The 22,292-nt window shown below is 71.3% G+C and carries 22 protein-coding genes; 11 read left to right on the top strand and 11 right to left on the bottom strand.

Annotation, left to right across the window (positions count from 1 at the left end; translation table 11 throughout):
- The first annotated feature begins 1 nt into the window (after window position 1).
- On the top strand, window positions 2-1,057 hold the full coding sequence (locus ACFWV2_RS16300) for a ferredoxin reductase (RefSeq protein ID WP_384405684.1): 1,056 nt from the start codon (window positions 2-4) through the stop codon (window positions 1,055-1,057).
- A gap of 7 nt (window positions 1,058-1,064) precedes the next feature.
- Entirely contained in the window at window positions 1,065-2,183 is a 1,119-nt protein-coding gene (locus tag ACFWV2_RS16295) for a fatty acid desaturase family protein (RefSeq protein WP_384405683.1), read from the top strand.
- A gap of 235 nt (window positions 2,184-2,418) precedes the next feature.
- On the opposite strand, the gene ACFWV2_RS16290 is transcribed toward ACFWV2_RS16295, so the two are convergent.
- On the bottom strand, window positions 2,419-3,069 hold the full coding sequence (locus ACFWV2_RS16290) for a hypothetical protein (RefSeq protein WP_384405682.1): 651 nt from the start codon (window positions 3,067-3,069) through the stop codon (window positions 2,419-2,421).
- Between the two features lie 308 nt (window positions 3,070-3,377).
- On the opposite strand from ACFWV2_RS16290, the gene ACFWV2_RS16285 reads away from it, so the two are divergent.
- The gene (locus ACFWV2_RS16285) at window positions 3,378-3,689 is read left to right on the top strand and encodes a hypothetical protein (RefSeq protein ID WP_384405681.1); all 312 of its coding nucleotides are present in this window, start codon (window positions 3,378-3,380) and stop codon (window positions 3,687-3,689) included.
- Window positions 3,690-3,972: 283 nt separating this feature from the next.
- Here ACFWV2_RS16285 and ACFWV2_RS16280 read toward each other — a convergent pair whose 3' ends face one another.
- The 3 genes from ACFWV2_RS16280 to ACFWV2_RS16270 all read right to left on the bottom strand — a co-directional run bounded on the left by ACFWV2_RS16280 (window position 3,973) and on the right by ACFWV2_RS16270 (window position 7,338).
- Window positions 3,973-5,235, bottom strand: a complete 1,263-nt coding sequence (locus ACFWV2_RS16280) for an ABC transporter substrate-binding protein (protein ID WP_384405680.1) — start codon at window positions 5,233-5,235, stop codon at window positions 3,973-3,975.
- Window positions 5,236-5,555: 320 nt separating this feature from the next.
- Window positions 5,556-6,155, bottom strand: a complete 600-nt coding sequence (locus ACFWV2_RS16275) for a tetratricopeptide repeat protein (protein ID WP_384405679.1) — start codon at window positions 6,153-6,155, stop codon at window positions 5,556-5,558.
- Window positions 6,156-6,420: 265 nt separating this feature from the next.
- Window positions 6,421-7,338 (bottom strand): TetR/AcrR family transcriptional regulator C-terminal domain-containing protein, encoded by a 918-nt coding sequence (locus ACFWV2_RS16270; protein WP_384405678.1) that lies wholly within the window; start codon window positions 7,336-7,338, stop codon window positions 6,421-6,423.
- A 115-nt stretch (window positions 7,339-7,453) separates the two neighbouring features.
- Here ACFWV2_RS16270 and ACFWV2_RS16265 point away from each other — a divergent pair, with 115 nt between their 5' ends.
- Window positions 7,454-9,037, top strand: a complete 1,584-nt coding sequence (locus ACFWV2_RS16265) for an MFS transporter (RefSeq protein ID WP_384405677.1) — start codon at window positions 7,454-7,456, stop codon at window positions 9,035-9,037.
- A 104-nt stretch (window positions 9,038-9,141) separates the two neighbouring features.
- On the opposite strand, the gene ACFWV2_RS16260 is transcribed toward ACFWV2_RS16265, so the two are convergent.
- From ACFWV2_RS16260 to ACFWV2_RS16250, 3 genes are all read right to left on the bottom strand, one after another.
- Window positions 9,142-9,519, bottom strand: a complete 378-nt coding sequence (locus ACFWV2_RS16260; RefSeq protein WP_384405676.1) for a hypothetical protein — start codon at window positions 9,517-9,519, stop codon at window positions 9,142-9,144.
- Window positions 9,520-9,629: 110 nt separating this feature from the next.
- A complete protein-coding gene (locus ACFWV2_RS16255; RefSeq protein ID WP_384405675.1) occupies window positions 9,630-10,064 on the bottom strand; it encodes a hypothetical protein in 435 nt (144 codons plus the stop codon).
- 120 nt (window positions 10,065-10,184) lie between these two features.
- Entirely contained in the window at window positions 10,185-13,454 is a 3,270-nt protein-coding gene (locus tag ACFWV2_RS16250; protein ID WP_384405674.1) for a BTAD domain-containing putative transcriptional regulator, read from the bottom strand.
- A 255-nt stretch (window positions 13,455-13,709) separates the two neighbouring features.
- On the opposite strand from ACFWV2_RS16250, the gene ACFWV2_RS16245 reads away from it, so the two are divergent.
- The 7 genes from ACFWV2_RS16245 (at window position 13,710) to ACFWV2_RS16215 (ending at window position 19,202) form a co-directional block, all read left to right on the top strand.
- On the top strand, window positions 13,710-14,375 hold the full coding sequence (locus ACFWV2_RS16245; RefSeq protein ID WP_384405673.1) for a M15 family metallopeptidase: 666 nt from the start codon (window positions 13,710-13,712) through the stop codon (window positions 14,373-14,375).
- Window positions 14,376-14,496: 121 nt separating this feature from the next.
- The gene (locus ACFWV2_RS16240) at window positions 14,497-14,979 is read left to right on the top strand and encodes an RNA polymerase sigma factor (protein WP_384405777.1); all 483 of its coding nucleotides are present in this window, start codon (window positions 14,497-14,499) and stop codon (window positions 14,977-14,979) included.
- Window positions 14,980-15,137: 158 nt separating this feature from the next.
- Window positions 15,138-16,013, top strand: coding sequence for a C40 family peptidase (locus tag ACFWV2_RS16235; RefSeq protein ID WP_384405672.1), 876 nt, complete (start codon window positions 15,138-15,140; stop codon window positions 16,011-16,013).
- Between the two features lie 94 nt (window positions 16,014-16,107).
- On the top strand, window positions 16,108-16,878 hold the full coding sequence (locus ACFWV2_RS16230) for a M23 family metallopeptidase (protein ID WP_384405671.1): 771 nt from the start codon (window positions 16,108-16,110) through the stop codon (window positions 16,876-16,878).
- Entirely contained in the window at window positions 16,872-17,291 is a 420-nt protein-coding gene (locus tag ACFWV2_RS16225; protein ID WP_384405670.1) for a hypothetical protein, read from the top strand. The genes ACFWV2_RS16230 and ACFWV2_RS16225 overlap by 7 nt, the downstream gene beginning before the upstream one ends.
- Window positions 17,292-17,542: 251 nt before the next feature.
- Window positions 17,543-18,742 carry a hypothetical protein gene (locus ACFWV2_RS16220; protein ID WP_384405669.1) on the top strand — a complete coding sequence of 400 codons (1,200 nt, stop codon included), beginning with the start codon at window positions 17,543-17,545 and terminating at the stop codon, window positions 18,740-18,742.
- A gap of 88 nt (window positions 18,743-18,830) precedes the next feature.
- Window positions 18,831-19,202 carry a peptidase inhibitor family I36 protein gene (locus ACFWV2_RS16215; protein ID WP_384405668.1) on the top strand — a complete coding sequence of 124 codons (372 nt, stop codon included), beginning with the start codon at window positions 18,831-18,833 and terminating at the stop codon, window positions 19,200-19,202.
- Between the two features lie 459 nt (window positions 19,203-19,661).
- On the opposite strand, the gene ACFWV2_RS16210 is transcribed toward ACFWV2_RS16215, so the two are convergent.
- The 4 genes from ACFWV2_RS16210 to ACFWV2_RS16195 all read right to left on the bottom strand — a co-directional run bounded on the left by ACFWV2_RS16210 (window position 19,662) and on the right by ACFWV2_RS16195 (window position 21,975).
- Window positions 19,662-20,042: a toxin Doc gene (locus ACFWV2_RS16210; protein ID WP_384405667.1), complete on the bottom strand. Its 381-nt coding sequence runs from the start codon at window positions 20,040-20,042 to the stop codon at window positions 19,662-19,664.
- Window positions 20,043-20,044: 2 nt separating this feature from the next.
- Window positions 20,045-20,296, bottom strand: a complete 252-nt coding sequence (locus ACFWV2_RS16205; protein ID WP_360792226.1) for an antitoxin MazE7 — start codon at window positions 20,294-20,296, stop codon at window positions 20,045-20,047.
- A gap of 353 nt (window positions 20,297-20,649) precedes the next feature.
- Window positions 20,650-21,384 carry an SOS response-associated peptidase gene (locus ACFWV2_RS16200; protein WP_384405666.1) on the bottom strand — a complete coding sequence of 245 codons (735 nt, stop codon included), beginning with the start codon at window positions 21,382-21,384 and terminating at the stop codon, window positions 20,650-20,652.
- A gap of 156 nt (window positions 21,385-21,540) precedes the next feature.
- On the bottom strand, window positions 21,541-21,975 hold the full coding sequence (locus tag ACFWV2_RS16195) for a DUF6892 domain-containing protein (protein ID WP_384405665.1): 435 nt from the start codon (window positions 21,973-21,975) through the stop codon (window positions 21,541-21,543).
- Between the last annotated feature and the right edge of the window lie 317 nt (window positions 21,976-22,292).

Below are 22,292 nucleotides of genomic sequence, written 5' to 3'. Positions count from 1 at the left end.
CATGACGAGTGCAGCCCTCCGCAGCAGGGCGTGGAAACTACTGGAGATGGTCACGACGCCGCTGCTGCCGTCGGACTACCTCGACCTGGTCAGCCCACTGCGCGCGGGCGCCGACCTGCGTGGGCGCATCGAGGCCGTGCACCCCGAGACGGCGGACGCCGCGACTGTCGTGATCAGGCCGGGGCGGGGCTGGCGCGGCCACACAGCCGGCCAGTACGTGCGGATCGGGGTCGATGTCGACGGGGTGCGCCTGTGGCGTGCCTACTCCCTCACCTCGCCGACGAACCGCCAGGACGGCCGCTTCACGATCACCGTGAAGGCGATCCCGGACGGCAAGGTCAGCAACCACCTGGTCCGCAGGACACGACCGGGCACGCTGATCCAGCTCGACCATCCGACCGGTGACTTCGTGCTGCCGCAGGCCAAGCCCGCCAAGGTGCTCTACCTGACGGCAGGCAGCGGCATCACGCCCGTGATGGGCATGCTGCGCGACAGCGAGTTCGACGACGTCGTCATGGTCCACTGCGCGCCACGGCCGCAAGACGTGATCTTCCGCGACGAACTGCACGACCTGGTCGCGGACAGGAAGCTGCGGCTCACCGAGGTGCACACCGACACGGACGGCCTGCTCGACATCGCCCGTCTCGACGACCTCGTGCCCGACTGGGCCGAGCGCGAGACCTGGGCCTGCGGGCCCGCCGGCCTGCTCGACGCCGCCGAAGAACACTGGACCGAGCACGGCGTACGAGAGCGCCTGCACACCGAACGCTTCCGTCCCCGCATCGTCGTCGCGGGCGACGGCGGCGAGGTCACGTTCAGCGCCACCGGCAAGACCGTCGACGCGGACGGCGCCACGCCGTTGCTGGACGTCGGCGAGGAGGCCGGCGTGCTCATGCCCTCCGGGTGCCGCATGGGCATCTGCTTCGGCTGCATCACGCCGCTCACGGCCGGCGCCGTCCGCGACCTGCGCACCGGCGAGATCACCGAGGCCGAGCCGGGCGTCCTCATCCAGACCTGCGTGTCCGCCGCGGCGGGCCCCTGTGACATCGAACGGTAGGAGCACCTTGACCGCCATCGACCCCACCGCCCACCTGACCGCCGAGCAGATCGAGGAGCTCGGCCGCGAACTGGACGCGATCCGCGACGAGGTGATCGCCGACCGCGGCGAGAGGGACGCCGCCTACATCCGCAAGGTCATCTCGGCGCAGCGCAAGCTCGAGCTGGTCAGCAGGGGCGTACTGCTGTTCTCGATCTTCCCGCCCGCGTGGCTGATCGGCACCGCCGGTCTGTCCGTGGCGAAGATCATGGACAACATGGAGATCGGCCACAACATCCTGCACGGCCAGTGGGACTGGATGCGGGACCCGAAGATCCACTCCACCACCTGGGAGTGGGATCACGTCTCGCCGTCCGAGCAGTGGAAGCACTCGCACAACGAGCTGCACCACACGTACACCAACGTGATCGGCAAGGACAACGACCTCGGCTACGGCATCATGCGCGTCGACGAGGACCAGAAGTGGCATCCGTTCCACCTCGGCCAGCCGTTGTGGAACTTCATCAACGCCTGCTTCTTCGAGTACGGCATCGCCGCGTACGACCTGGAGCTGGGCAAGAACCTGCACAAGCGTCGCCGCAAGAACCCGGAGTTCCGCGCCCAGGCCAGGGCCGTGGGCCGCAAGATCCGCAAGCAGGTGCTCAAGGACTACGTGATCCACCCCCTGCTGTCGGGCCCGTCGTTCCTCCCCACGCTCGCCGCCACGTTCACCGCGAACCTGGTCCGCAACATCTGGTCCCACTCGGTGATCATGTGCGGGCACTTCCCCGAGGGCGTGCAGGTCTTCGAGCGCCGGTCCATCAAGGGCGAGACGCGCGGCCAGTGGTACCTGCGCCAGATGATGGGCTCGGCGAACATCAGCGGCAGCAAGGCCATGCACTTCATGACCGGCAACCTGTCGCACCAGATCGAGCACCACCTGTTCCCGGACCTGCCGAGCAACCGGTACGCCGAGGTCGCGGTGAAGGTGCGCGCGCTGTTCGAGAAGTACGAGCTGGCGTACGTCACCGGCCCCCTGCCCAAGCAGGTGTTCTCCGCGTGGCACAAGGTCTTCCGGCTCTCGCTGCCGAACAAGAAGCCCAAGGTCGAAACGCCGGACCGCGAGCGGGAGCTCGTCGCGGTCTGATTCCCGGTCTCGGTCCAGATCTTTCGACCGCAGGCAGCCCTCACCTCGGGCGGGACCCACTGGTGAGACGAAGGAGACAGCGGCGGGTCGGGAGAGGTCGGCTTCGGCTCGCAGGGCGGCGGGCTTCCCCTCCCTCTGCGCGAGCTCCACCCCGACTTCCGGATCGCCGTGGTCAGCCGCGCAGAGGAGTGCGAGGTCTCGGCGAGCACGCGGGCGGCGGCGGCAGGCCAGGGTCTCAGGCGGCGAAGGGGGCGGTGCGACCGGGCGACTGCTGCCCCGGGCGCAGGAACCGCTGGGCGCCCTGTTCGTCACGCACCGCGAGGAACCCGGCTTCCGTCAGCCGCTGTGCGATCTTCCGGCGGCGGATCGCGCCCACCGTGAACGCCACGGTGATCAGCAGCGCGACCGCCCCGCCGGAGGCGACCGCTTCGACCGGCGACTGGTCGACGAGCAGGAGGACGGTCAGGACCGCGCAGGCGAGGTAGCACATCACCTTCTGTCTCCGGTCGGCGACGTACAGGGCCATGACGTCGAAGGCGATGAGGTCCTTCAGCACGGCCACGGCGCCGACCGCTTCGGGGAGCGGCTTCAGCGAGCCCTGCTCCAGCCCCGGCGCTGTCCCCCCGTTGCCCGCGTGCGGATGGGCGGTGATGGTTGCCGCCTCGCGGACACGGGCGTCGGGCTGCGGGTCCCGGTACATCCGGACCTGGACGAGCGAGTTCTTGAAACCGGTCCTGTACGCCGTGCCGTACGTGTAGCCGTACTGCTCCGCCACGTGCGCCAGGGCTGCGGCCTTCGACGTGGAGCCCTGGGGGGCGATCTCGACGATGTCCTGCTGACGGGCGATCTGCCGGAGCATCCCCGCTATGTGACGTTCTACGGACATCCTGTTCCCCGCCCCCTGGGACCCCGCGCCTGGGGCCGACCGGCGCACAGCCTAAGGGGTGCGCCGCCGACCGGTACACCCCTGCGAAACCTCCCACCTGGGGCAACGCCTGGCGGGGGATAGGGCCACCACCAGACAGCGCAGGAATGGGACCCACTCTCATCCGGCCGTGGGGCGCGTCAGCACACGGCCAAGAGAGCGCATTGTGCCGCCTGTCCGTACGAATCCGCGTGTCCTGAGCAGCGGAAGGAACCGGGCACTGGTGAAGTCTGCTGCGTCCCCGCCCTCCGCTTCTTGGAAGGAAAATCATGCTGTCTTTCCGTAAGACCTTCGCGGCCCTCGCTCTGGCCTCTGCCGCGCTGATGGCCGGCTCCGGTATCGCCTCGGCCAACGACTACTCCGAGCGGGGAGCGGAGCCGACGCACTCCGCGCAGTGCAACGACTTCACCACGCAGCTCGGCGTGGTGAACTACAACCAGGGCCCGATCTGTGTCGACTTCGGTTCCTCCTACGGGCAGGAGGACAAGAACGGCGGCGGGTTGGACTTCTCCTGCAACGGGGCCGTTACGCAGCTCGGCGTGGTGAACTTCAACAAGGGTCCTGTCTGCGTCAGGTTCTGACGCACGCACCGACGGGGGGCTGCCCCAGGGCGCGCCCCGAGGACGGCCGTGCGTGTGCGGCCGGGAAGTGCCGGCACTCACCGCTCGTGCCGCTACGGCCCGCCCCACGAGGCGGCACCGGCTGAAGAAGCCGGACACGTGCCGGGCCCGGACCTCGCATGGAGGGCCGGGCCCGGTGGCCCGTTCACCGGAGAGCGGTGACAAGCCGTTCGGCCCCCACACGCTGAGTCGTTCGACCCGGGCGGCATCGTCGCCCCGGACCGGACGCGGGGCGGGCGTACGGTCACGGCTGTCGTTGCTGCACCGCGGCCCGGGCCTGCTGGGCGATGCGCTCCAGTACGACCTTCGGTTCGGCGGACGGTGCCACCGCCTTGCCGATGTTCCGCTTGACGGTGTCGCTGACCTGCAGCCAGGACGGATCGTCGACCGGATAGAGCCGGGCACCGCGCAGCGCACCCAGGAACTGGTCGACGCCGGGATCCGCCGCCGCGTCCTGGGACGCCTCGGCAGCGGTCACCGTCGACGGCAACAGGTGGTAACGCCGGGCGAAATCGGCGAGGTTCTCGTCCTCGTAGACGAAGTTGAGGAAGAGGCCCACCAGTTCCCGATTGTCGCCGTGCTTGAAGGCCATCATCCAGTCGGCGACGCCCACAGCCGGCGGGGTCTCCTCGGTGTCCAGGGTGTCCGACACCGGCATGCGCAAGGTGTCCACCTTCATGCCCTTCTCCCGGGCCTCGTGGAGGAGGGAGGGATAGCCGTTGAGCATCCCGACGTCGCCGCGCAGGAAGGCCGCGAAAGCGTCCTTCCGGTTGAGTTCGGCCGGTGGGACGGGGCCGGTCAGCGCAGGCGAGACCAGGTTGTCCCTGATCCAGCGGAACGTCTGGGTGTTCCGTTCGGACGCGAGGCTGTAGTTGCCGCGGTCGTCGGTGTACCCGCCGCCGTTGCTCAGTTCCCAGATCAGGGCTTCGGCGTGTGCCTCCTCGGGGCCGAGCGGCAGGGCGTAGGGGTAGAGCACGCCCTCCTCCTTCAGCGCCGTGGCCGCGTCCTTCAGGTCGGACCAGGTCTTCGGCGCCTTCGCCCCCGCCTTCTCGAACAATTCCGCGTTGTAGAAGAGCAGTCGGCTGCTGGCCACGAACGGGAAGCCGTAGAGGGTGTCGTCGACCGATCCCGCATCCGCGAGCGCAGGCAGGAAGTTCGCCTCCGTCCTGATCGACATGACCTCACTGGCGGCATAGAGACGGCCCTGCGCGGCGAAGTCGGAATACGCGCCCATCAGGGCCACGTCCGGGGCGTTGTTCTCCTTGACCATGCGGGTGACCTCACGGTCGACGTCGGCCCAGGGGTGGATCGTCACCTCGACCCTCTTGCCCGGGTGGGCGGCGGTGAAGGCCTTGGTCAACCCGTCCCAGTACGCCCTGGAGCTGGTCGTCGGGCTGTCGCCGTACTCGGGGACCACCAGGCGCAGCGTCGTCCCGCCGCTCTCGAACGAGCCGCAGGCGGTGACGAGGGAGCCCAGCAGTCCGAATGTGGCCACTGATGCGGTCACGCCGAAGAATCTTGGTCGCACGGATCGTTCCTCTTGTTCTTCTGGACAGTGCGCCGGGAATTCTCTCCGACCCCGGGGCGAATTGCGCCCCCTGGTGAACCTTTGTGGTCGTAGCTCCAACGGGGACGCATCCGAGTGGTGTTTTCCGATATGCCGCCACTGATTCCGGAGCGCGTAAACCACGCCGCGATGTCCAGAAGGACTCCGGTGAGGAGGGTTGACCAAGGCAGGGGGGACGTCAGCGGCTGCATGGCCTGTCACCATGGATCATGATCCACCCATACGGGGTGGTCGGCCGTCGCTCAGAGCGCCGTAACCCGCTATGACCCTGATCGCCCGCCGTCCGCGTTCCGTTCCGCGATCCGCAGAGTGTCGGCGATGTCCACACGCACCGGATGCCCGGTCGGCAGGCCCGCGCTCTCGGCGTGAGCGCGGCGCAGGACCGTGAGGCCGTCGCGGCGGAGGCCCGCGGCGAAGAGGGTCGCGCCGAGGGTGTTGGCGGTGGTGAGGGTGGATTCGTGGGCTGCTCCGAGGCGGCGGACGCGGCGCTGCCAGGTGTCGTCGAGAACCGCGACGGCCGCGGAGACGTCGCCCTGGATGGCCAGGGCCGCGCCGAGATTGTGGGCGCAGTCGAGGGTCGCGGGGGCGTCGGGCCCCCAGACGCGGGCCGCACGGTCGGTGGCCTCGCGGGCGATCTGTGCGGACGCAGCCGCCCTGCGCTGTTGGTAGAGGGTGGAGCCGAGCAGGTCGAGCAGGCCGATGGTCTCCTCGTGGTTCGCTCCCAGCTCCGCCTCGCAGTCGGGCAGCAGGCGGCGCAGAAGCACCTCCGCCGCGGCGAAGTCGCCGCTGTCGAACAGGACGCGCGCCGTGCGGAGCTGCCGGCGCAGGCCGGATCGGTTCGGACCTTTACGACGCCACACGACGCCCCCTCGCCCACGGCGTCGTCGCCGTGTCGCAGTTCCGGTGGTGCGGCCGACCATCGTATAAGCGGGCCACGTTGATCAGGAAGGGCGCGGGCGTGGGCCGCGCAGCGGTGGCACTCGGTGAGGTCGGCGTCCTTGCGCAGGTGCTGCCGCCGGGGTGGGGCGACCTGGATCTGTGGCGAGGCCGGCCCGGTTCGGCACGGTGCTGCGGTGGTCGTACTCGGCGCACGGGCGTCGGATGCCAGGTGCGGGCTCAGCAGAACTAGAAGCTCCCACCTCCGGATCGCCCGATGAGTGACTCGACTCCGTCCAGCATCCGCGCGAGCCCGAACTCGAAGAGGGTGTCGAGTTCGAGGTCGAACCCCTCCTGGTCGAAGAGCGTGAACAGGATCGGGTGGGACCCGGCGGTCTGGATCGTCTCCATCCGCGGCTCGTTGGAGGTCATCCACTCCTCGGGCGTCATGCCGGTGTCCTGCCGCGCTTGCGACTCCAGCTCGACCGCCGCCGCGACGCCCTGCGCGTACCCGAGAAGGGTGAGGTGGACGTGGATCATCTGGGTCGGTGTCAGCCCCAGGCCGGTCAGGGCACTGAGGACGCGCTCCGTGAAGCGCATCGCGTGGGGCGAGACCATGGGCCGGGTGAGGGCGGCCATGGCTCGTGCCAGCCAGGGATGGCGTTGGTACAGACCCCACAACCAGCGTGCCTCACGTTCCAGTTGCGCGCGCCAGCCGTGCGGTCGCGACCCCGGCGGTTCTCCGTTGAACGCCGTCTCGGCCATGAGCCGTACGAGCTCCCCCTTGCTCGGGACGTGGCGGTAGAGCGCCATGGTGGAGACGCCGAACGTGGTGGCGACTCGGCGCATGGAGAGCGCGGCGAGCCCTTCCGCGTCGACGAGAGCCATCGCGGTTCGGACGATCCGTTCCCGGCTGAGCCCGTGGTGGGGAGTCAGGGGCTCTTCTCGTCCGGGCTCCACCACCACGGTGCCGACACCGGGTACGGCCCGCACCAGACCCTCCTGCTTCAGGGTGGCGAGCACCTTCGTGGCGGTCGCCATGGCGACGCCCCACTCCTGGGTGATGCTCCGAGTGGAAGGGACGCGGGCACCGGGTTCCAGCTCACCGGAGTCGATACGCCGACGGATGGCGCCGGCGATGCGGAGGTAGGGCGGTTCCATTGCCATGACCGCACTGTACTAGTGCACTCATGGGGCATTCGGCCTGTTCAAAGCCGGGACCTGGTGGGGTGCACTAGGTACGTGTTTGCGGCGTACGCCAGTCCCCGCTTTCCTGCCGGGCATGGAGAACACACCCCACCCTCGCGCGGGGCGCAAGGAATGGACCGCCCTGGGCGTCCTGATGCTGCCCCTGCTCCTCGTCTCGATGGACGTCTCGGTCCTGTACTTCGCGATTCCCTACGTCAGCCAGGACCTGGAGCCCAGCGCGACGCAGCAGTTGTGGATCCTCGACATGTACGGCTTCGTCCTCGCCGGGCTGCTCATCTCGATGGGTGCGCTCGGCGACCGGATCGGCCGGCGCGGCCTGGTGCTCGCGGGAGCGGTGCTCTTCGGAGCGGCCTCGGTCGCCGCCGCGTACGCGCACACGGCTGAACTGCTCATCTTCGCGCGTGCGTTGCTGGGTCTCGGCGGCGCCGCCCTGATGCCCTCGACCCTCGCCCTGATTCGTAACCTCTTCCACGATGAGAAGCAGCGTGGCAAGGCGGTGACCCTGTGGACCGCCGTCATGACGATGGGCATCTCACTGGGGCCCGTGGTCAGTGGTCTGCTGCTGGAGCACTTCTGGTGGGGCGCGGTCTTCCTGATCAACCTGCCCGCGATGGTGCTGCTGCTCGTGCTGGTGCCGTTCCTGGTGCCGGAGTTCACGTCGCCGAAGCGCGAGCGCTTCGACCTGCCGAGTTCGGTGCTGTCCCTCGGCGCTGTGCTCCTGTTCATCTACGGCGTCAAGGAAGTGGCGCGGCACGGTTACGAGCCGCTGCCGGTCCTCGCCATCGGCGCGGGGCTCGTGCTCGGACTCGTCTTCGTACGTCGGCAGAAGCACCTCGCGCATCCGATGATCGACCTCGAACTACTCGGCCGGCGAACCTTCGGCGGCCCGGTGTTCGCCAATCTCCTCGCGATGTTCGCCACGGTCGGGATGGCCGTCTTCCTCACCCAGTACCTCCAGTCCGTCCTCGGCCTGAGCCCGTTCACCGCCGCGCTGTGGAGCCTGGTGCCGACCGCGGGAGTGGCCGTCATGGCCCCGGCCGGAGCCGTGCTCGCACGGCGCGTGGACCGCGCGTACGTCATGGGCGGAGGTTTCCTCCTCTCCGCCTGCGGGTTCCTCTGGCTGACCCAGGTGCGCCCCGACTCGGCACTCTGGTTCACCCTCGCCGGCGTCTCCCTGTACGTGGGCGGCCTGGTCGCCGCCATGATCCTCGCCAACGAACTCGCCCTCGGCGCGGCCCCGCCGGAGCGTGCGGGATCAGCCGCGGCCGTGCTGGAGTCGGGCCAGGAGCTCGGCGGGGCGTTGGGCATGGCGATCCTCGGATCCATCGGGGCGGCGGTATACACCCGGGACATGGCCGGAGCGCTGCCCTCGGGAGTACCGCAGGCCGAAGCCGTCCGCGAAACGCTGGGCGGCGCGACGGCCGCCGCGGCCCAGCTGACGGACGGGTCCGCGGATGCCGTACTGGCGGCCGCGCGTGACGCCTTCACACACGGGATGAACCTCGCAGCCGTGGGCGCGGCCGTCGTCATGGCCGGTGCCGCCCTCTTCTCGTTCACCTGGCTGAGGGGCGCAGGGACGACGACACGAGCGGCGGACCCGTCTGCCGGACTGGCCATCACGACGCGAGGGTCGCGGGCCGCGACTCGTGCACGGTAGGTCCCCTGCCGTGCCTCGTCCCGGACGCGACCGCGCCCCCGGGCATCCGTACACGACGGAGGTCTCGGGGGCGTGGGGCGCGGGAGGGCGGCGGGGCGTGTCGGTCAGCAGCGGGGGATGCCGGGGGCCGGGTCGGCGCCCACGTTCACGTTGCCGCCCCACACCCACACGTCCCCGTAGGAGTGCGCCGGTGTCGCGTCGTCGTCGAAGACGTTGCCGTAGTACCAGACGTCGGTCCCGTAGTTGCCGACCCTCACGTACTGGCCGCGCGTGTAGCACTCCATGTACGCCGTGCTCAGGAACTCGGTGGTGCCGACGAGCCGGCTGTTCGTGGTGGCGGCCGCCCGGATGTTGCTGCCGGCCTGGACGGTGGTGTTCACGCCTTGCGCGGCGGCCTCCGCGCTGCCGGCCGCGCCGAGCAGGGAGACGGCCGCGCCGAGCGCCAGTCCCACTGCCGTCAGCCTGGTGGATCGCTTCGCCATGGTCCTGCCCTTTGCCGTTGTGGTGGATGCTTGCTGTTCGGCTGTACGACGGAAGGGGCGGTGCGTCCGTATGACCGTGTCGCGGGCCACCTTCGCGAGGGCGTTCCCTGTCAGAACGGGCAGTCGCTGACGTGTGCCAGATGCTCGTCGCCCGTGATGTACACGTTGTTCACCCAGCCCCAGTGCCGGCTCGGTGACTCCAGGTAGGTCCACCACCGGCTGCTGTAGCCCGAGTCGCTGATGAGCTCTCCCCGCTTCTGGCAGTAGGCGGTCACGGTGGTCTGGGACACCGTCGCCACGACCTGGCAGTTCTGGCGGGAGGGGAAGGTCTTGCACTGCTCGAAGGGGGCTCCCGAGGCGGCGTTGCGGACGTTGACGCCGGTCGCCCACACGTGGACATCCGTGAAGTCCGTCGCCGCCGCGGCGGCCGGCCGCGCGGTGGCGGTCGCCGTCGCGGTCGCGGTCGCGGGACCGGCCAGCGCCGCGGCGGCGACGAGGAAGGCCGTGGTCAGCCCTCTGAGCATGCGTGGTGACGGGTTCGTCATGGTGGAGGCCTCTTCCGGCGGAGGGCGCGGGCGGCGGGTGCCGCCGTTCACACCAGCGACGGGAGGTGGTCCCCTCTCGTATGAGTACGGCGCCGCGGCGCTCGTCGTACGGCGGCCGCCTCAGGGCCCCGGAGCGTCCCCCGGCTCCGGGAGCTCCAGCGCCTCGCGGGTGCCGAGCCTGTGGAAGACCTCGTACGCCTCCCGCTCGAGCTCACGCCCCGCTCCGGTCTCGCCCCGGGCCAGGGCGGCGCGGGCCAGATCGCGCAGGGTGCGGGCACGCCACAGCGGCAGTTGCAGCTCGTCCCACAGGCCCAGGGCCTGCCGCAGGGTCGCGGTCGCCGTCTCCCAGTCGGACGCGACGAGGTGCCACTCACCGATGGTGCGCAGGACGAGGGCCTCGCCGAACAGGTCCTGCCGCTCGCGGGTGATCTCCAGACACCGGTCGAGCCGCTGCCTGGCTTCGGTCATCCGGCCCTGCCGGAACTCGACCTTGGCCAGGGACTGGCTCGCGTACATGATGCCGAAGGCGTCGTCCGTCTCCTCGAAGATGGCGAGGGACTGCCGCAGGAGGGGCTCCGCACCCGCCAGGTCCCCCCGCGCCCGGTGGCACAGGCCAAGTGAGCGCAGCGCGAGGGCCTCGCCGTGCCGGTCCCGGGCGGTGACGTACAGACGGTGGGCGCGCGAGAGGGCCTCCCACGCCTCGTCGTCGCGGCCCTGCTCGCGGTGCACGTACCCGATGCCGTACAGCACATGGGCCATGGACGTGGTGTCCTCCGGCTCCCGGTACTGTTCGAGCGCCGAGGTCAGCAGGGGCAGCGCCTCGTCGAAGCGCGCCTGTTCGCGGCGGGCCGCACCCATGCCGGCTCGCGCGTCCGCGCAGCCGATGCGTACGGATCGCTCCTCGAACAGCCGCAGCGCCAGGGCGAAGAACGCGTACGCTTCGTCGAAGCGGTCCTGCTCCAGACGGAGTTGACCGAGACCGTTCAGCAACCAGGCCTCGCCCTCGACGTCCCCGCCACGGCGCACCGCCGCGAGGGCCACGTCGTGTGAACGGGACCAGGCGTCGAAACGGTTGTAGAGGGCCACTGAGGCGGCCATGAGGGTGGCGGCGAGTTCGCGGGCGGCGTCGTACATTCCGTGGTCCGCGCAGTGGATGACGGCGGCCAGCAGACAGGGCTGTTCAGCGGCGAACCACGCGGCCGGCTCGTCCCTCAGGCGGGCCCACGCGTCCGTCGGCGGGGCCGGCCCGTCCGAGACCTCCGCGCCCCGGCCCGACCCGCCGGCGACGTACACCGCCCCGTCGGCGCCCCGTACGACCCCGCCCGTGACCTGCACCGCCCCTTCCACGGACCGCGCCAGGTCGCCCGCGCCCCGCACGGCCCCGTCCGCGGCCCGCGCCCGCCCGGCCGTCGTGGTGACCGGGAGGAGACGGGACGCGCCGCCCGGGCCGTGGGCCGCCGCGACGCGGGCCATGTCCAGCCAGCGGGCGACCAGTCTGCGAACCGCCGCCTCCCGTTCCTCCCTGGCCTCGTCGGCCAGACAGCGCTCCCGGGCGTACTCGCGCGCCAGATCGTGGATGCGGTAGCGCGTCCTGCCCGTCTCGTCGGTGGCCACGACCTCCACGAAGTGGCAGTCCACGAGTTGTTCGACCGCGTCCTCGGCGTCGTCCTCGCTCACGTCCAGGAGCGGCCCGGCGACCCACGCGGCGAAGTCCGGCAGATCCATCAGGGCCAGTCGGCGCAGGGCGCGCTGCTCCTGCTTGTCCAGGTCCGCGTAGCCAAGTCCGAGGCTCGCGCGCACTTCCAGGTCGCCCGCCTGCAGTTCGTCCAGTCGGCGGCGCTCGTCCCTCAGGCGCGACGCGAGCCGCGCCGGGGTCCAGTGGGGGCGGGCGGCGAGACGGGCACCGGCGATACGGACGGCGAGCGGAAGCCGGCCGCACAGCGCGACGATCTCGGCGGCCCGGTCGGGCTCCAGGGCGGGCCGGGCCGGGCCGGCCACGCGGGCCAGCAGGTCCCGCGCCTCCGTCTCGGACGGCACTCCCAGATCGAGGTGGGCGGCGCCCTCCAGCGCGATCAGCCGGCGCCGGGCGGTGATCAGCACGGCCGAGCCGCCGCCCGGCGGGAGCAGCGGGCGCAGCAGGGCCTCGCTGACGGCGTTGTCGAGGATGAGCAGGACCCGGCGGCGCGCGATGTGGGTGCGGTACAGCCCGAGCAGGTCCTCCTCGTCGCGCGCCGGGCTCTCCGGGTCCACCCCGAGGGCGCGCAGCAGTCGGGCCAGGGCGTCCGCCGTCCGTACCGGCTCGGAGTCGGAGGCCCGCAGGTCGACGAAGAGCTGTCCGTCGGGGAAGAGCGCGGCGGTGCGATGGCCCACGTGGACGGCCAGGGCGGTCTTGCCGGTGCCCGACCGGCCGGAGATCACCCCGATGGGCGGCGCGGTGCGCAGCGGGTCGCGCACCCCCTCCAGAAGGGCGGTCGCCCAGGCCGTCTGCTCGGTGCGGCCTATGAAGTCGGCCACGTCGGGAGGGAGTTGAGTGGGCGCCGGATGGCCCCTGTCGTCGTGGGGCCGCTCGGAACGGCGGGGCGCCGTGTCCTCGTCCGGGCGCGGGGGAACCACCGCCGGTGCGAGCACGGGCCCCTTCCCGGCGGGCTTGGTCCTCCGGGCAGCCGGCGCTCCCAGCACCGTCGTGTCCGCCCGGAGCAGGGCCTGGTGCAGCGCGCGCAGTTCCGGGCCGCAGTCCACGCCCAGTTCCGTACGGAGCAGACGGCGGCCCTCGTCGTAGCAGCGCAGGGCGTCGGGCATCCGGCCGGCGCGGAACAGGGCGGTCATCAGCTGGCCGCGCGGGCGCTCCCGGAGGGGGTGGGCGGCGACGTGGGCGACGAGTTCGGAGACGAGATCCGTACGCCGGTCCAGGTCCAGTTCGACGGAGAAGCGGAACTCCGCCGCCTCCAGCCGGAGCTCCGTCAGGCGCATCGCCTCCACCCGGGCGAAGGACTGACCGAGCCCTTCCAGGGCGTCCCGGCCGCGCCACAGGCGCGACGCCGCCTGGAGGATCTCGACGGCCTCCTCGGCCCGCCCGGCGGCGGCCGCCTTCCGGCCGGCCGCGCACGCCTCCTCGAAACACCGGGCGTCCACGGCGGAGGGCGGGAACTCGGCGACGTAACCCGGGGAGCGGGTACGGATGGCGTCCGCGCCCTCCGTACCTGCCAGGGACCGGCGCAGTCCGGAGACGTGCGAGGCGACGAGCGCCCGCGCGGTGGCGGGCGGCTCCTCCTCCCAGACGAGGTCGACCAGCCGCTCGACGGACAGCACCTCACCGAGATGCACGACGAGGGCCGCGAGGATCACGGTCGGTTTGGCGCCGTTCAGCGCGATCCGGCGGCCCCCGCTCAAGACCTCGACCGGGCCCAGAAGGCAAACGTCCACCGTGTCCCCCGATTTCACGTTTCCGCAGTCGGGGACAATTTATCGGCCCCCAGGGACACTCACGCCGGACATCGGACAGCCGGTTTCACACCTGGCCGATGTGGCCTACGGGGTGGCCGGAACCCATCAGGTCTGCCGGTGCGGGTGGCCCGTTCCCGGCGCTGCATCCGTCCTGCAGAGGATCTGCATCGATCCTGCATCGCCCGCCTCCACGCTGTGAGCGTGACGGACATCATCCTTCTCTCGGACCCCCGGGTCGCCGCCACGCGTGTCATCGAGAACGGCGAACCCCTGCTCGACGCCAGGGAGTTCGCCGGACTGCGGGTCGACACGCGGCAGACCGACCGCGACGGCTCGTACGCCCATCTCAGGGCCGACGTGCTGCGCCGGCTCCTGCTCGCACAGGACGCGCTGCCTCCGGGCATCCGCCTGCTGATGGTGGAGGGCTTCCGGCCGCCCGCCCTGCAGCGCCGCTACTTCGACGAGTACGCGGCGACGCTGCGCGCGGCGCACCCGGACGCCGGAGCGGACCGGATCCGCGAGCTGGCCAGTGCGTACATCTCGCCCCCTGAGGTCGCCCCGCACGTCAGCGGCGGCGCGGTGGACCTGACGCTGTGCACGGACGACGGCGCCGAACTGTCCCTCGGTACGGAGGTCAACGCCACCCCCGAGGAGAGCGAGGGCGGCTGCCGCACCGCCGCGCTCAACATCGACGCCGACGCCCGTGCCAACCGGGCGGCGATGAGCCGGGCCATGACGGCCGCGGGGTTCGTCAACTACCCCACCGAGTGGTGGCACTGGTCGTACGGGGACCGGTACTGGGCGCTCCTGACCGAAGCGCCGACGGCCAAGTACGGTCCCGCCTCCCTGAGCCCAACCACAGTCTGAGACAGCCGGACCCCGGGGGAACACCGTGGAGCACACCTGCATCGCGACGACGATGACCACGTCGTCCGAGACCTCCTGCACCACGACGCCGAGCACGTCGCCGGCGGCCTTCACCGACCACATGACCGCCAGCGAGTTCGACGAGGCTTTCACCGCCGTGATGCCGAGGCTGCGGCGCAGGCTGCTGGCCCTGACCGGCAATCCGCACGACGCCGACGACCTGCTGCAGGAGACGTACCTGAGACTCTCCCGCCGGGCACGTGCCCGCACCCTGACGCGTCAACAGCAGCCGTACGCCTACACCTGCGCGGCGGCGCTGAACCTGCTGCGCGACCTGTGGCGGCACCCCTCGCGTCAGGAGCGCTGCACCGACCGGCTGCCGGAACACGGCTGGGACGGCGGCTTCGCGAGGCGGGAGGCCGAGGCGGTGACGGCCGCGCTGCTGCGCGGGCTCTCTCCCAAGGAGGCGGCGGCCGTGATCCTGGTCGACATCGAGGGCCTGACCCACGACATGGCGGGGGAACGGCTCGGCGCCCACCGCGGCACGGTCCAGCGCAACCGCATGCGAGGCCTCGCCAAGATCCGCGCCGCGCTCGACACCTAGGAACCAGCCGCCGCACGGGCCGCCTCCTCCACGACGACCACCGACAACCCACCGACCACCACCCACGACGGCTGCACGACGCAGCTCGACCGACTGCCGAACGCCGCCGATCCGTACGCACCCGCGCACATCGCACCGACCACCCAAGGGGGAACCCCATGCGCCGCACCAACCGCACTCTCGCGACGGCGGGAGGACTGCTGCTCGCCACCGCGTTGACATGTACCGGTACGGCGATGGCCGCCTCGTCGCCGGTCTCCTCGACGGCCGGGGCCTCCACCGCCTGCCGTCCCCTGGCGGACGCGCCCGCCCAGGCACAGGCGATCGTCAACGCCGCGTGCTCGCAGATCGGGGTGCCGTACTCGTGGGGCGGCGGTTCCGTCCACGGGCCGACGTACGGCCAGGACTACCCCGGCGGCGGCCCCGGCGCCCACGACAGCCAGGTCAAGGGCTTCGACTGCTCGCACCTGGTTCAGTACGCGGCGTGGCAGGGAGCGGGCATCGCCCTGCCCGAGGGGACGTGGAACCAGGCACGGTGGAGCGGGGCCACCGCCCGGTTCACCCGCGCCCAGGGGATCGCTCCGCTGCAGCCGGGCGACCTGCTGCTGTGGGGGACGGACCCGGCCAACCTCGGCAGCGTCCATCACATCGCCATCTACCTCGGCAACGGCAAGATGATCGAGGCCCGGGAGTCCGGGACGCTCGTGATGGTCAGTGACGTACGGATCAACTCCCAGTACGCGGGGGCTTTGCGCATCGCCGGCGCCGAGCAGCCGCCCACGGGCACCAAGCGGTTCATGACCTGGGGCACCGATGTGGGCCTGCGTCCCGACCCCAGCACCCGGCAGCCTCCCGTGGGCCGGCTGCCCGGCCCCACGGCCGTGGACGTGCTCTGCCAGGCACACGGGGAGTCGGTCACCGCCGAGGGCTACACCAACGACGCCTGGTCCTACCTGCCGAAGTACAAGGCCTGGATCTCGAACATCTACATCAACGACCCTGCGGCCTGGCTGCCCGGGGTTCCCACCTGCTGATCCACGGGGTCGGCACCCCACGTCCCTCACGCACCCGACACCACGCACACCCGACGTCGCTCATACCGCTATCGCTCACAGAGGAGACTCCGCCATGCGCACACTCACGCGCGCCAAGTCCATCGGCCTGCTCGTCGCCACCGTCGTCGCGGCCGGACTGGTCCCGCTCGCGGCCGGCACGGCCGGCGCCACCCCGGTCGCCGCGGCCGCGGCCACCGGATCCTGCCCGACCGCCGGCACGGTGACCCAGGGGTACCACTCCGGTCACGACGGCGTCGACATCGCCAACAACCGGGGTACGCCGATCTACTCCACCGGGGCCGGCACCGTCATCGTCTCCGGCACCGCCAGCGGCTACGGCCAGTGGATCCGCATCAGGCACGACGACGGCACCGTCACCGAGTACGGCCACATGTACGAGCGTCTCGTCTCCGTGAACCAGCGGGTGAACAGCGGCCAGCTCATCGCGCGCATGGGCTCCGAGGGTCAGTCCACCGGGCCGCACCTGCACTTCGAGGCGCACTCCTCCACGGCCAGCACCCGAGGTATGGACCCCGTGCCCTACCTGGCAGCGCGCGGTGTGAACCTGCCGTGCACCCCGGGCAGCGGAACGCCCGGCACCAACTTCACCACCTGGGGCACCTCGGTGCGGGTGCGCCAGGAGCCGCGCCTGAACGCGGCGGTCGTACGCACGCTGACCGGGCCGACCGCGGTCTACGTGCAGTGCCAGACGCGCGGCGACTCGGTCACCGCCGAGGGCTACACCAACGACGCCTGGTCGTACATCCCGGCGCTCGGCGGCTACATCACCAACATCTACATCGACCACCCCGCCTCGTGGCTGCCGGGGGTGAACCAGTGCTGACCGTCCCCCTGAGCCGCTTCCGCGCCGGCACGAAGGGGGTCGCGGCGGTCGCTCTGGCCGCCGGGCTGCTCCTCTCCCCCGCCCTCACCTCGTCCGCGCAGGCCGCCGACTCGGCGCCCTGCACCCCCGACCCGGACTACCGGGGCATGTTCCGGTGCCCGATCTGGGGTTCGAACGTCAACCTGCGGTCCGCCCCCGATCCGCAGGCCCCGGTCATCGCCACGTCGCCCACCGACGGCTTCCTCAGAGTGCAGTGCCAGGTCAAGGGCGGCCGTGCGACCTACGGCGCCTACTGGCACACCTGGTGGGTCAAGACCCCGGCGGTGGGTATGGCCCCGTCCGCGTACATGAGCGAGATCTTCCTCGTCGGAGGCGGCAACGACGAGCGGGACTCGGGTCTGCCGAACTGCTGAGCGACGGCCCGCACCGACCGGATGCCCCCAGGACCACGACAGGTTCCCGGGGGCATCCGGCCTTGGGGCTCTCGTACGGAGGACCCCGATACGAACCCCTTCCTGTACGGACTCCTCCTCCTGTACGGACTCCCGGCCGGGCGCTCATACGGCACGGGGCGTGCCCCCGTCCTCCGTGTGGTGCGAGCGACGCTTCTCCGGCTCCGCCCTCACCTCCACCACCCCCCTCTCCCCCGATTCCGAGGACAGTCATGATCACCTTGAACAGCGCACGGGGCGCGGTGCGGGCGGGCGTGCTGACCGCCGCCCTCGCCGCGCTCCTGTGCACCACCGCGACCACCGCCTCCGTCGCGTCCGCCGAGGTTCCCTCGCCGCGCCCGGCGGCGGCGCAAGCCGACGTGCCGGCCGGGGTGACGGCGGGCGTCGCCGTCTTCGACCGCCAGACCAGCACCTTCACCGAACAGCTGAATACCGCCGCGCAGTTCAGGTCCGCGTCCGTGGTGAAGCTGTTGATCGCCCTGGACGTGCTCTGGAACCGCAGCCCCGACGCCCTGTCGGCCACCGACCGGGCCCGGATCGACACCATGCTGCGCGGCAGCGACGACACGGCCGCGAGCACGTTCTGGTCGAACAACGGCTCGGGGACGATCATCGACCGGATGGTCACCCGGCTCGGCCTGACGGACACCGCCCGGCCGCCGTCGACCCACCCGGGCTACTGGGGCTACACGGCTCTCTCGGCCCGTGACACCGTGAAGATCTACCGGCATCTCCTGGACTCCGCCCCTGCGGCGACACGCGACTACCTCCTCGGCGGCCTGCGTCAGTCCACCCGTTGCGCCACCGACGGCTACGACCAGCACTTCGGCATCGCCGGCTCCTTCAACCGCCCCTGGGCCGTCAAGCAGGGGTGGTCCGGATTCAGTTCGGGCGGCTGCACGGCGCCGACCACGACGGCCGCGAAGACCGCTGAGACCGCTGGTGAACCGGCGGGAACGGCCGCCGCCCGGACGTCGGCGGGCGCCGAGGCCGTGGACCTCTCCCGTCCGGCACTGCACACGACGGGTGTGGTGGGCGCGGGTGACCGTTCCATCGTGGCGGTCTTCACCCTGCACCCCGGCGGAACGTCCTACGGCAAGGCCTACACGGACATCGGCCGGCTGACCCGTTCGCTGAACGTCCCCGGCGCCTCCCGCCCCGCCGGTACATGGATCGGTACGTGGGGCAGCGGGGTACGGGTCCGTACCCAGGCGACGACCAGCTCCGGGGCGGTCACCACACTGCCCGCCGGAGTCGAGGTCCTGGTCGGCTGCCAGAGGCGCGGTCAGCAGGTCAGCCAACCGCCGTACGTCAACGACTGGTGGGCCCACCTGCCGCAGTACGGCGGCTACATGACCAACATCTATCTCAGCGTGCCCGAGAACCAGGTGCCCGGAGTACCGGTCTGCTGATCGGGCCGGGAGGAACCGCCGGGGCTCATACCGCGAGCGCCGACTCACCGTCCCGATGCGGGACAACCTTCGATCAAGGAGAACCGATATGAACAAGCGTGCGCGTGGAGCCCTGGCCGCGGCGGCGGCGATCACCGGCGTCCTGGGGGCCGCGCCGACGGCCTCGGCCGCGGAGGTGCCGCCGGGCTGCGACAAGGGCTACTTCTGCGTCTACTCCGGTGACTACGGGACGGGTCGGCTCGTCCTGAAGTCGGACGGCAACTGGTCGGGCAGTGTGACCGGCCGGTCCATCTTCAACAACGGCGCGCCCTTCCCCGGCTTCGACCACATCCAGGTCGAGTGGAAGGGCGTCAGCAGCGGCTCGGAGTGCGTTCACTTCTACCCCGGCCCGGGCCACTACGGCCTCAGCTTCCACCACGACGCCGTCATCACCAAGGTGACATGGCGCGGAGAGTGCTGAGGCTCGTTTCGGAAGTAGCCTTCTGAGGTCCTCGTGAGCGCTGTGCGCCGAGTTCCTGCGGTGCACCCGGACCGGTGGGCCGGTCTGCGGCTTCCCCGGCGAGACACCGAAGCATGGATCCGGGCGCTCGGAATCGCCGCCGCACCGCGGGCTGACGACTGCCGTCGCTACGGCGTCGGCCTCCCGGCCTCGGGCGCCGTCCTCGACGGACACCCCGTCCGCCGCCGGCTCCGCGGCGGTGAGAGCGCTGCGGCTCTCCATACCCGCGAAGCCGCGGCCGCTGTCACCCAGCCCACATGGACTGCCGGGTCCGGCCCGGCAGTCGCTGCCCCTGCCGGATCCGGCCCGGCAGTCGCTGCCCCTGCCGGCCCGTGCCGACGTGCTCCGCCTGCACAACGGGCGGAGCCGTCGCCGGAATCAGGCCCGGGCGGCGCCGACTCGTCGCCATGGGACCGCTGGTCAGCGGAGCGGCTGCATCGATCGGAGCCGGTCAGCGATGTCATACACCGACAGCCGCAGCCCGCGGACATCGCGAATCAGCGCCTCCCACGGCTCGAAGTCGTCATCGACACCCGCTCCGGAAGCCCGGATGTACGCCACCGCCACGCCGTACGCGAAGAACGCGTTGCGGGCCGGCAGCGGCCGCAGCAGTACCAGGGCATCCAGCAGCGCCGCGGCACGCCAGTAGGCATCGGGCTCGCCTGCGTCGAGACCCGGGGTGTTCACCTTGTGCCGTGCGACGGCGGCCACCAGGCTCGACCAGTCACGGACACCGAGTTCCTTGCCGAGCAGTTCCTCCTGGCGGTCGAGGAGCCATCGGAGGTCGACGTGCAGTTCCAAGGTCAGGCCACCCGGCGTGCGGCATCTCGGGGGGCCGGGGCGTCGTCGGGGAACGCGGCATCGAACGCCTCCGCGATGCCCGGCCGCCCGGTGACCTCGCGGAACACGGCGGTCGCCCGGGTCAGCTTCAGGTGGTTCTCCTCCTGGACGGCCAGGTCCGCCAGGAACGCGCGCAGGCTCATGCCGTGGGCCTCGGCGACGGCGGCCAACCGGTCCCTGGTCTCGGAACTGACCTTCACTGTGGTGTCTGCCATGCCTCCGAGTATGCACTGATAGGCACCCTCATGAATACCGGTTGCGCTGACCCCGTGGCAGCCGGCCGGACGAGCGGTGGTGCCGCTCGTCCCGCGGGGCTGACGGCGCGCACGAGCGGTGGCACCACCCTCTCCGGCCTCCGCCGACAGACCGTCGCCGACAGGACAGCGAGGAGTTGTCCACGTGGCACCCTGCGGCGCGCTCGGTACGACCTCCTGCACCACCCCCGGTGATCCCGCTGGCCCGCGGTATGCGGAGCGTCGCCGACGGTGGGGCCGCGCGAGGCGCGCCGGTCGGAGCGCTGGGCTTCGGCCGAGTGACCAGCGGGGTGGCCCGAACGACGACGGCGCGGTCAGGTGGCCGCGTCGAGGAGGTGGGCGCCGTTGTTGCGGACGCTGTTGACGGCCGCGGAGACAGGCCGGGCGTCGAGCCGGCCGTCCGCCGGCTGGATGAGCAGGGCGCGGAGGTCTTCGATGTCGTGGTGGCGGGGGTCGAGCCAGGCGTCGTAATGGACGGGGCTGAGGGCGAGCGGCATGCGGGGGTGCACGCGGCCGGCCGCGTCAGTGGCATCGGTGGTGAGGATCGTGCAGGTCGTCAGCCAGGCGTCAGGGTCGTCGTCGTCCGTGACGTCGGGGTTGCGCCAGTACTCGTACAGACCCGCCATGGCCATCACCTGACCGTCGGCGGGATGGATGAAGTACGGCTGCTTGCGGGTCTTGCCCGTCGCCTCGTCCTTCACCGGGTCCCATTCGTAGAAGCCGTCGGCCGGCAGCAGGCAGCGGCGTTTCGCGAAGGCACGCCGGTACGCCGGCTTCTCGTGCACGGTCTCGACCCGGGCGTTGATCATCCGGGAGCCGACCTTGGGGTCCTTCGCCCACGAGGGCACCAGCCCCCACCGCAGCGCCCGCAGCTGCCGTCGTACCTCGTCGCCTTCATCCCGCGCGGTGCGTTCAAGGACCGCGTAGACCTCGTCGGTCGGGGCGACGTTCCAGCTGGGGGCCAGCGTCTCGTCAGGGTTCCAGTCGGTGACCCGGAAGAGCCGGGTCAGGTCCTCGGGACCACGGGTCGAGGCGTAGCGGCCGCACATGAAGCCACTGTGTCACGGGACGCCTCCGGCGGGACGCTCGGGTCACGGGCGCCGGAACAGTCCCAGGCGCCGGAGGCGTGCGCGGGACGGCGGTGCGCGGCCTCCCCGGGCCGGAGGGGCCGGGGAGGCGCAGCCGGTGACGGACGGGTTCCTGGCTCAGTCGGTCCCGATGCCGCGCGCGGCGAAGACCTCCGCCGCGTCCGGCACGGCCAGGACGCCGTCCTCCACGAAGGTGACCTCCCGCAGGTTGGGCAGCAGGGCGAGGTCGTCGAGCGAGCGGACGTCGAACAGGTCGTCCTCGCCGTCCCAGGCGGGGGCGCAGTGCCGGAAGACGTCCGCCCCGGCGTCGAAGCACAGCTCCTCGACGCGGGCGAGCAGCTCGGCCGGGATCTCCAGTTCCTCGAAATGAGCCCGGGACTCCGGCAGCACCTCCGCGTAGAGGTCGTTCTTCAGGACGTAGGAGGCGGGGTCGCCGATCCCCCGCTCGGCCAGCCGCGCGGGCAGGTCGTAGACCGGGAGGAGCGGATCGGGGCCGTACATGAGCTCCTCGATGACGAGCAGCTTGAGGTTGAAGTCGCGGAACTGGCTCATGCGACATGAGTACCACGGGGGTACGACACGGGCGGCGACCCGGGTCCGGCGCCCGGCCCCGCCCGGCCAGGGGAGGGCCCGGGTCCGGCGCCCGGCCCCGCCCGGCCAGAGGAAGGCGGTGGCGTCCTGAGCGGGCCGGGCCCGGGCCCGCTCAGGACGCCATGGCGGTCAGCCTGCGCAACCGCATGCCGTGGCGGCAGGAGTAGTCCCTGGACAGCCGGGTCTTCCTTCGTGGTACCGGGAAAGCCGCTCCGCACCAGCACGTTCACGGCGTGAAGCCCGGCGCGTGAACCCCGACTGGGGCGGAGCTGAGCGCG

It is taken from the genome of Streptomyces sp. NPDC058671, assembly GCF_042716475.1.
GTDB lineage: Bacteria > Actinomycetota > Actinomycetes > Streptomycetales > Streptomycetaceae > Streptomyces.
Note: the sequence above shows the minus strand (reverse complement) of the source record. Positions and strands in the feature narration are given on the sequence as shown.

Coding starts and splice junctions, on each gene's coding strand:
- ACFWV2_RS16215 (WP_384405668.1), top strand. CDS start 18,831: ATGAACAAGCGTGCGCGTGGAGCCCTGGCCGCGGCGGCGGCGATCACC.
- ACFWV2_RS16285 (WP_384405681.1), top strand. CDS start 3,378: ATGCTGTCTTTCCGTAAGACCTTCGCGGCCCTCGCTCTGGCCTCTGCC.
- ACFWV2_RS16290 (WP_384405682.1), bottom strand. CDS start 3,069: ATGTCCGTAGAACGTCACATAGCGGGGATGCTCCGGCAGATCGCCCGT.
- ACFWV2_RS16270 (WP_384405678.1), bottom strand. CDS start 7,338: ATGGCAATGGAACCGCCCTACCTCCGCATCGCCGGCGCCATCCGTCGG.
- ACFWV2_RS16200 (WP_384405666.1), bottom strand. CDS start 21,384: ATGTGCGGCCGCTACGCCTCGACCCGTGGTCCCGAGGACCTGACCCGG.
- ACFWV2_RS16255 (WP_384405675.1), bottom strand. CDS start 10,064: ATGACGAACCCGTCACCACGCATGCTCAGAGGGCTGACCACGGCCTTC.
- ACFWV2_RS16240 (WP_384405777.1), top strand. CDS start 14,497: ATGACCGCCAGCGAGTTCGACGAGGCTTTCACCGCCGTGATGCCGAGG.
- ACFWV2_RS16265 (WP_384405677.1), top strand. CDS start 7,454: ATGGAGAACACACCCCACCCTCGCGCGGGGCGCAAGGAATGGACCGCC.
- ACFWV2_RS16195 (WP_384405665.1), bottom strand. CDS start 21,975: ATGAGCCAGTTCCGCGACTTCAACCTCAAGCTGCTCGTCATCGAGGAG.
- ACFWV2_RS16235 (WP_384405672.1), top strand. CDS start 15,138: ATGCGCCGCACCAACCGCACTCTCGCGACGGCGGGAGGACTGCTGCTC.
- ACFWV2_RS16260 (WP_384405676.1), bottom strand. CDS start 9,519: ATGGCGAAGCGATCCACCAGGCTGACGGCAGTGGGACTGGCGCTCGGC.
- ACFWV2_RS16300 (WP_384405684.1), top strand. CDS start 2: ATGACGAGTGCAGCCCTCCGCAGCAGGGCGTGGAAACTACTGGAGATG.
- ACFWV2_RS16205 (WP_360792226.1), bottom strand. CDS start 20,296: ATGGCAGACACCACAGTGAAGGTCAGTTCCGAGACCAGGGACCGGTTG.
- ACFWV2_RS16220 (WP_384405669.1), top strand. CDS start 17,543: ATGATCACCTTGAACAGCGCACGGGGCGCGGTGCGGGCGGGCGTGCTG.
- ACFWV2_RS16230 (WP_384405671.1), top strand. CDS start 16,108: ATGCGCACACTCACGCGCGCCAAGTCCATCGGCCTGCTCGTCGCCACC.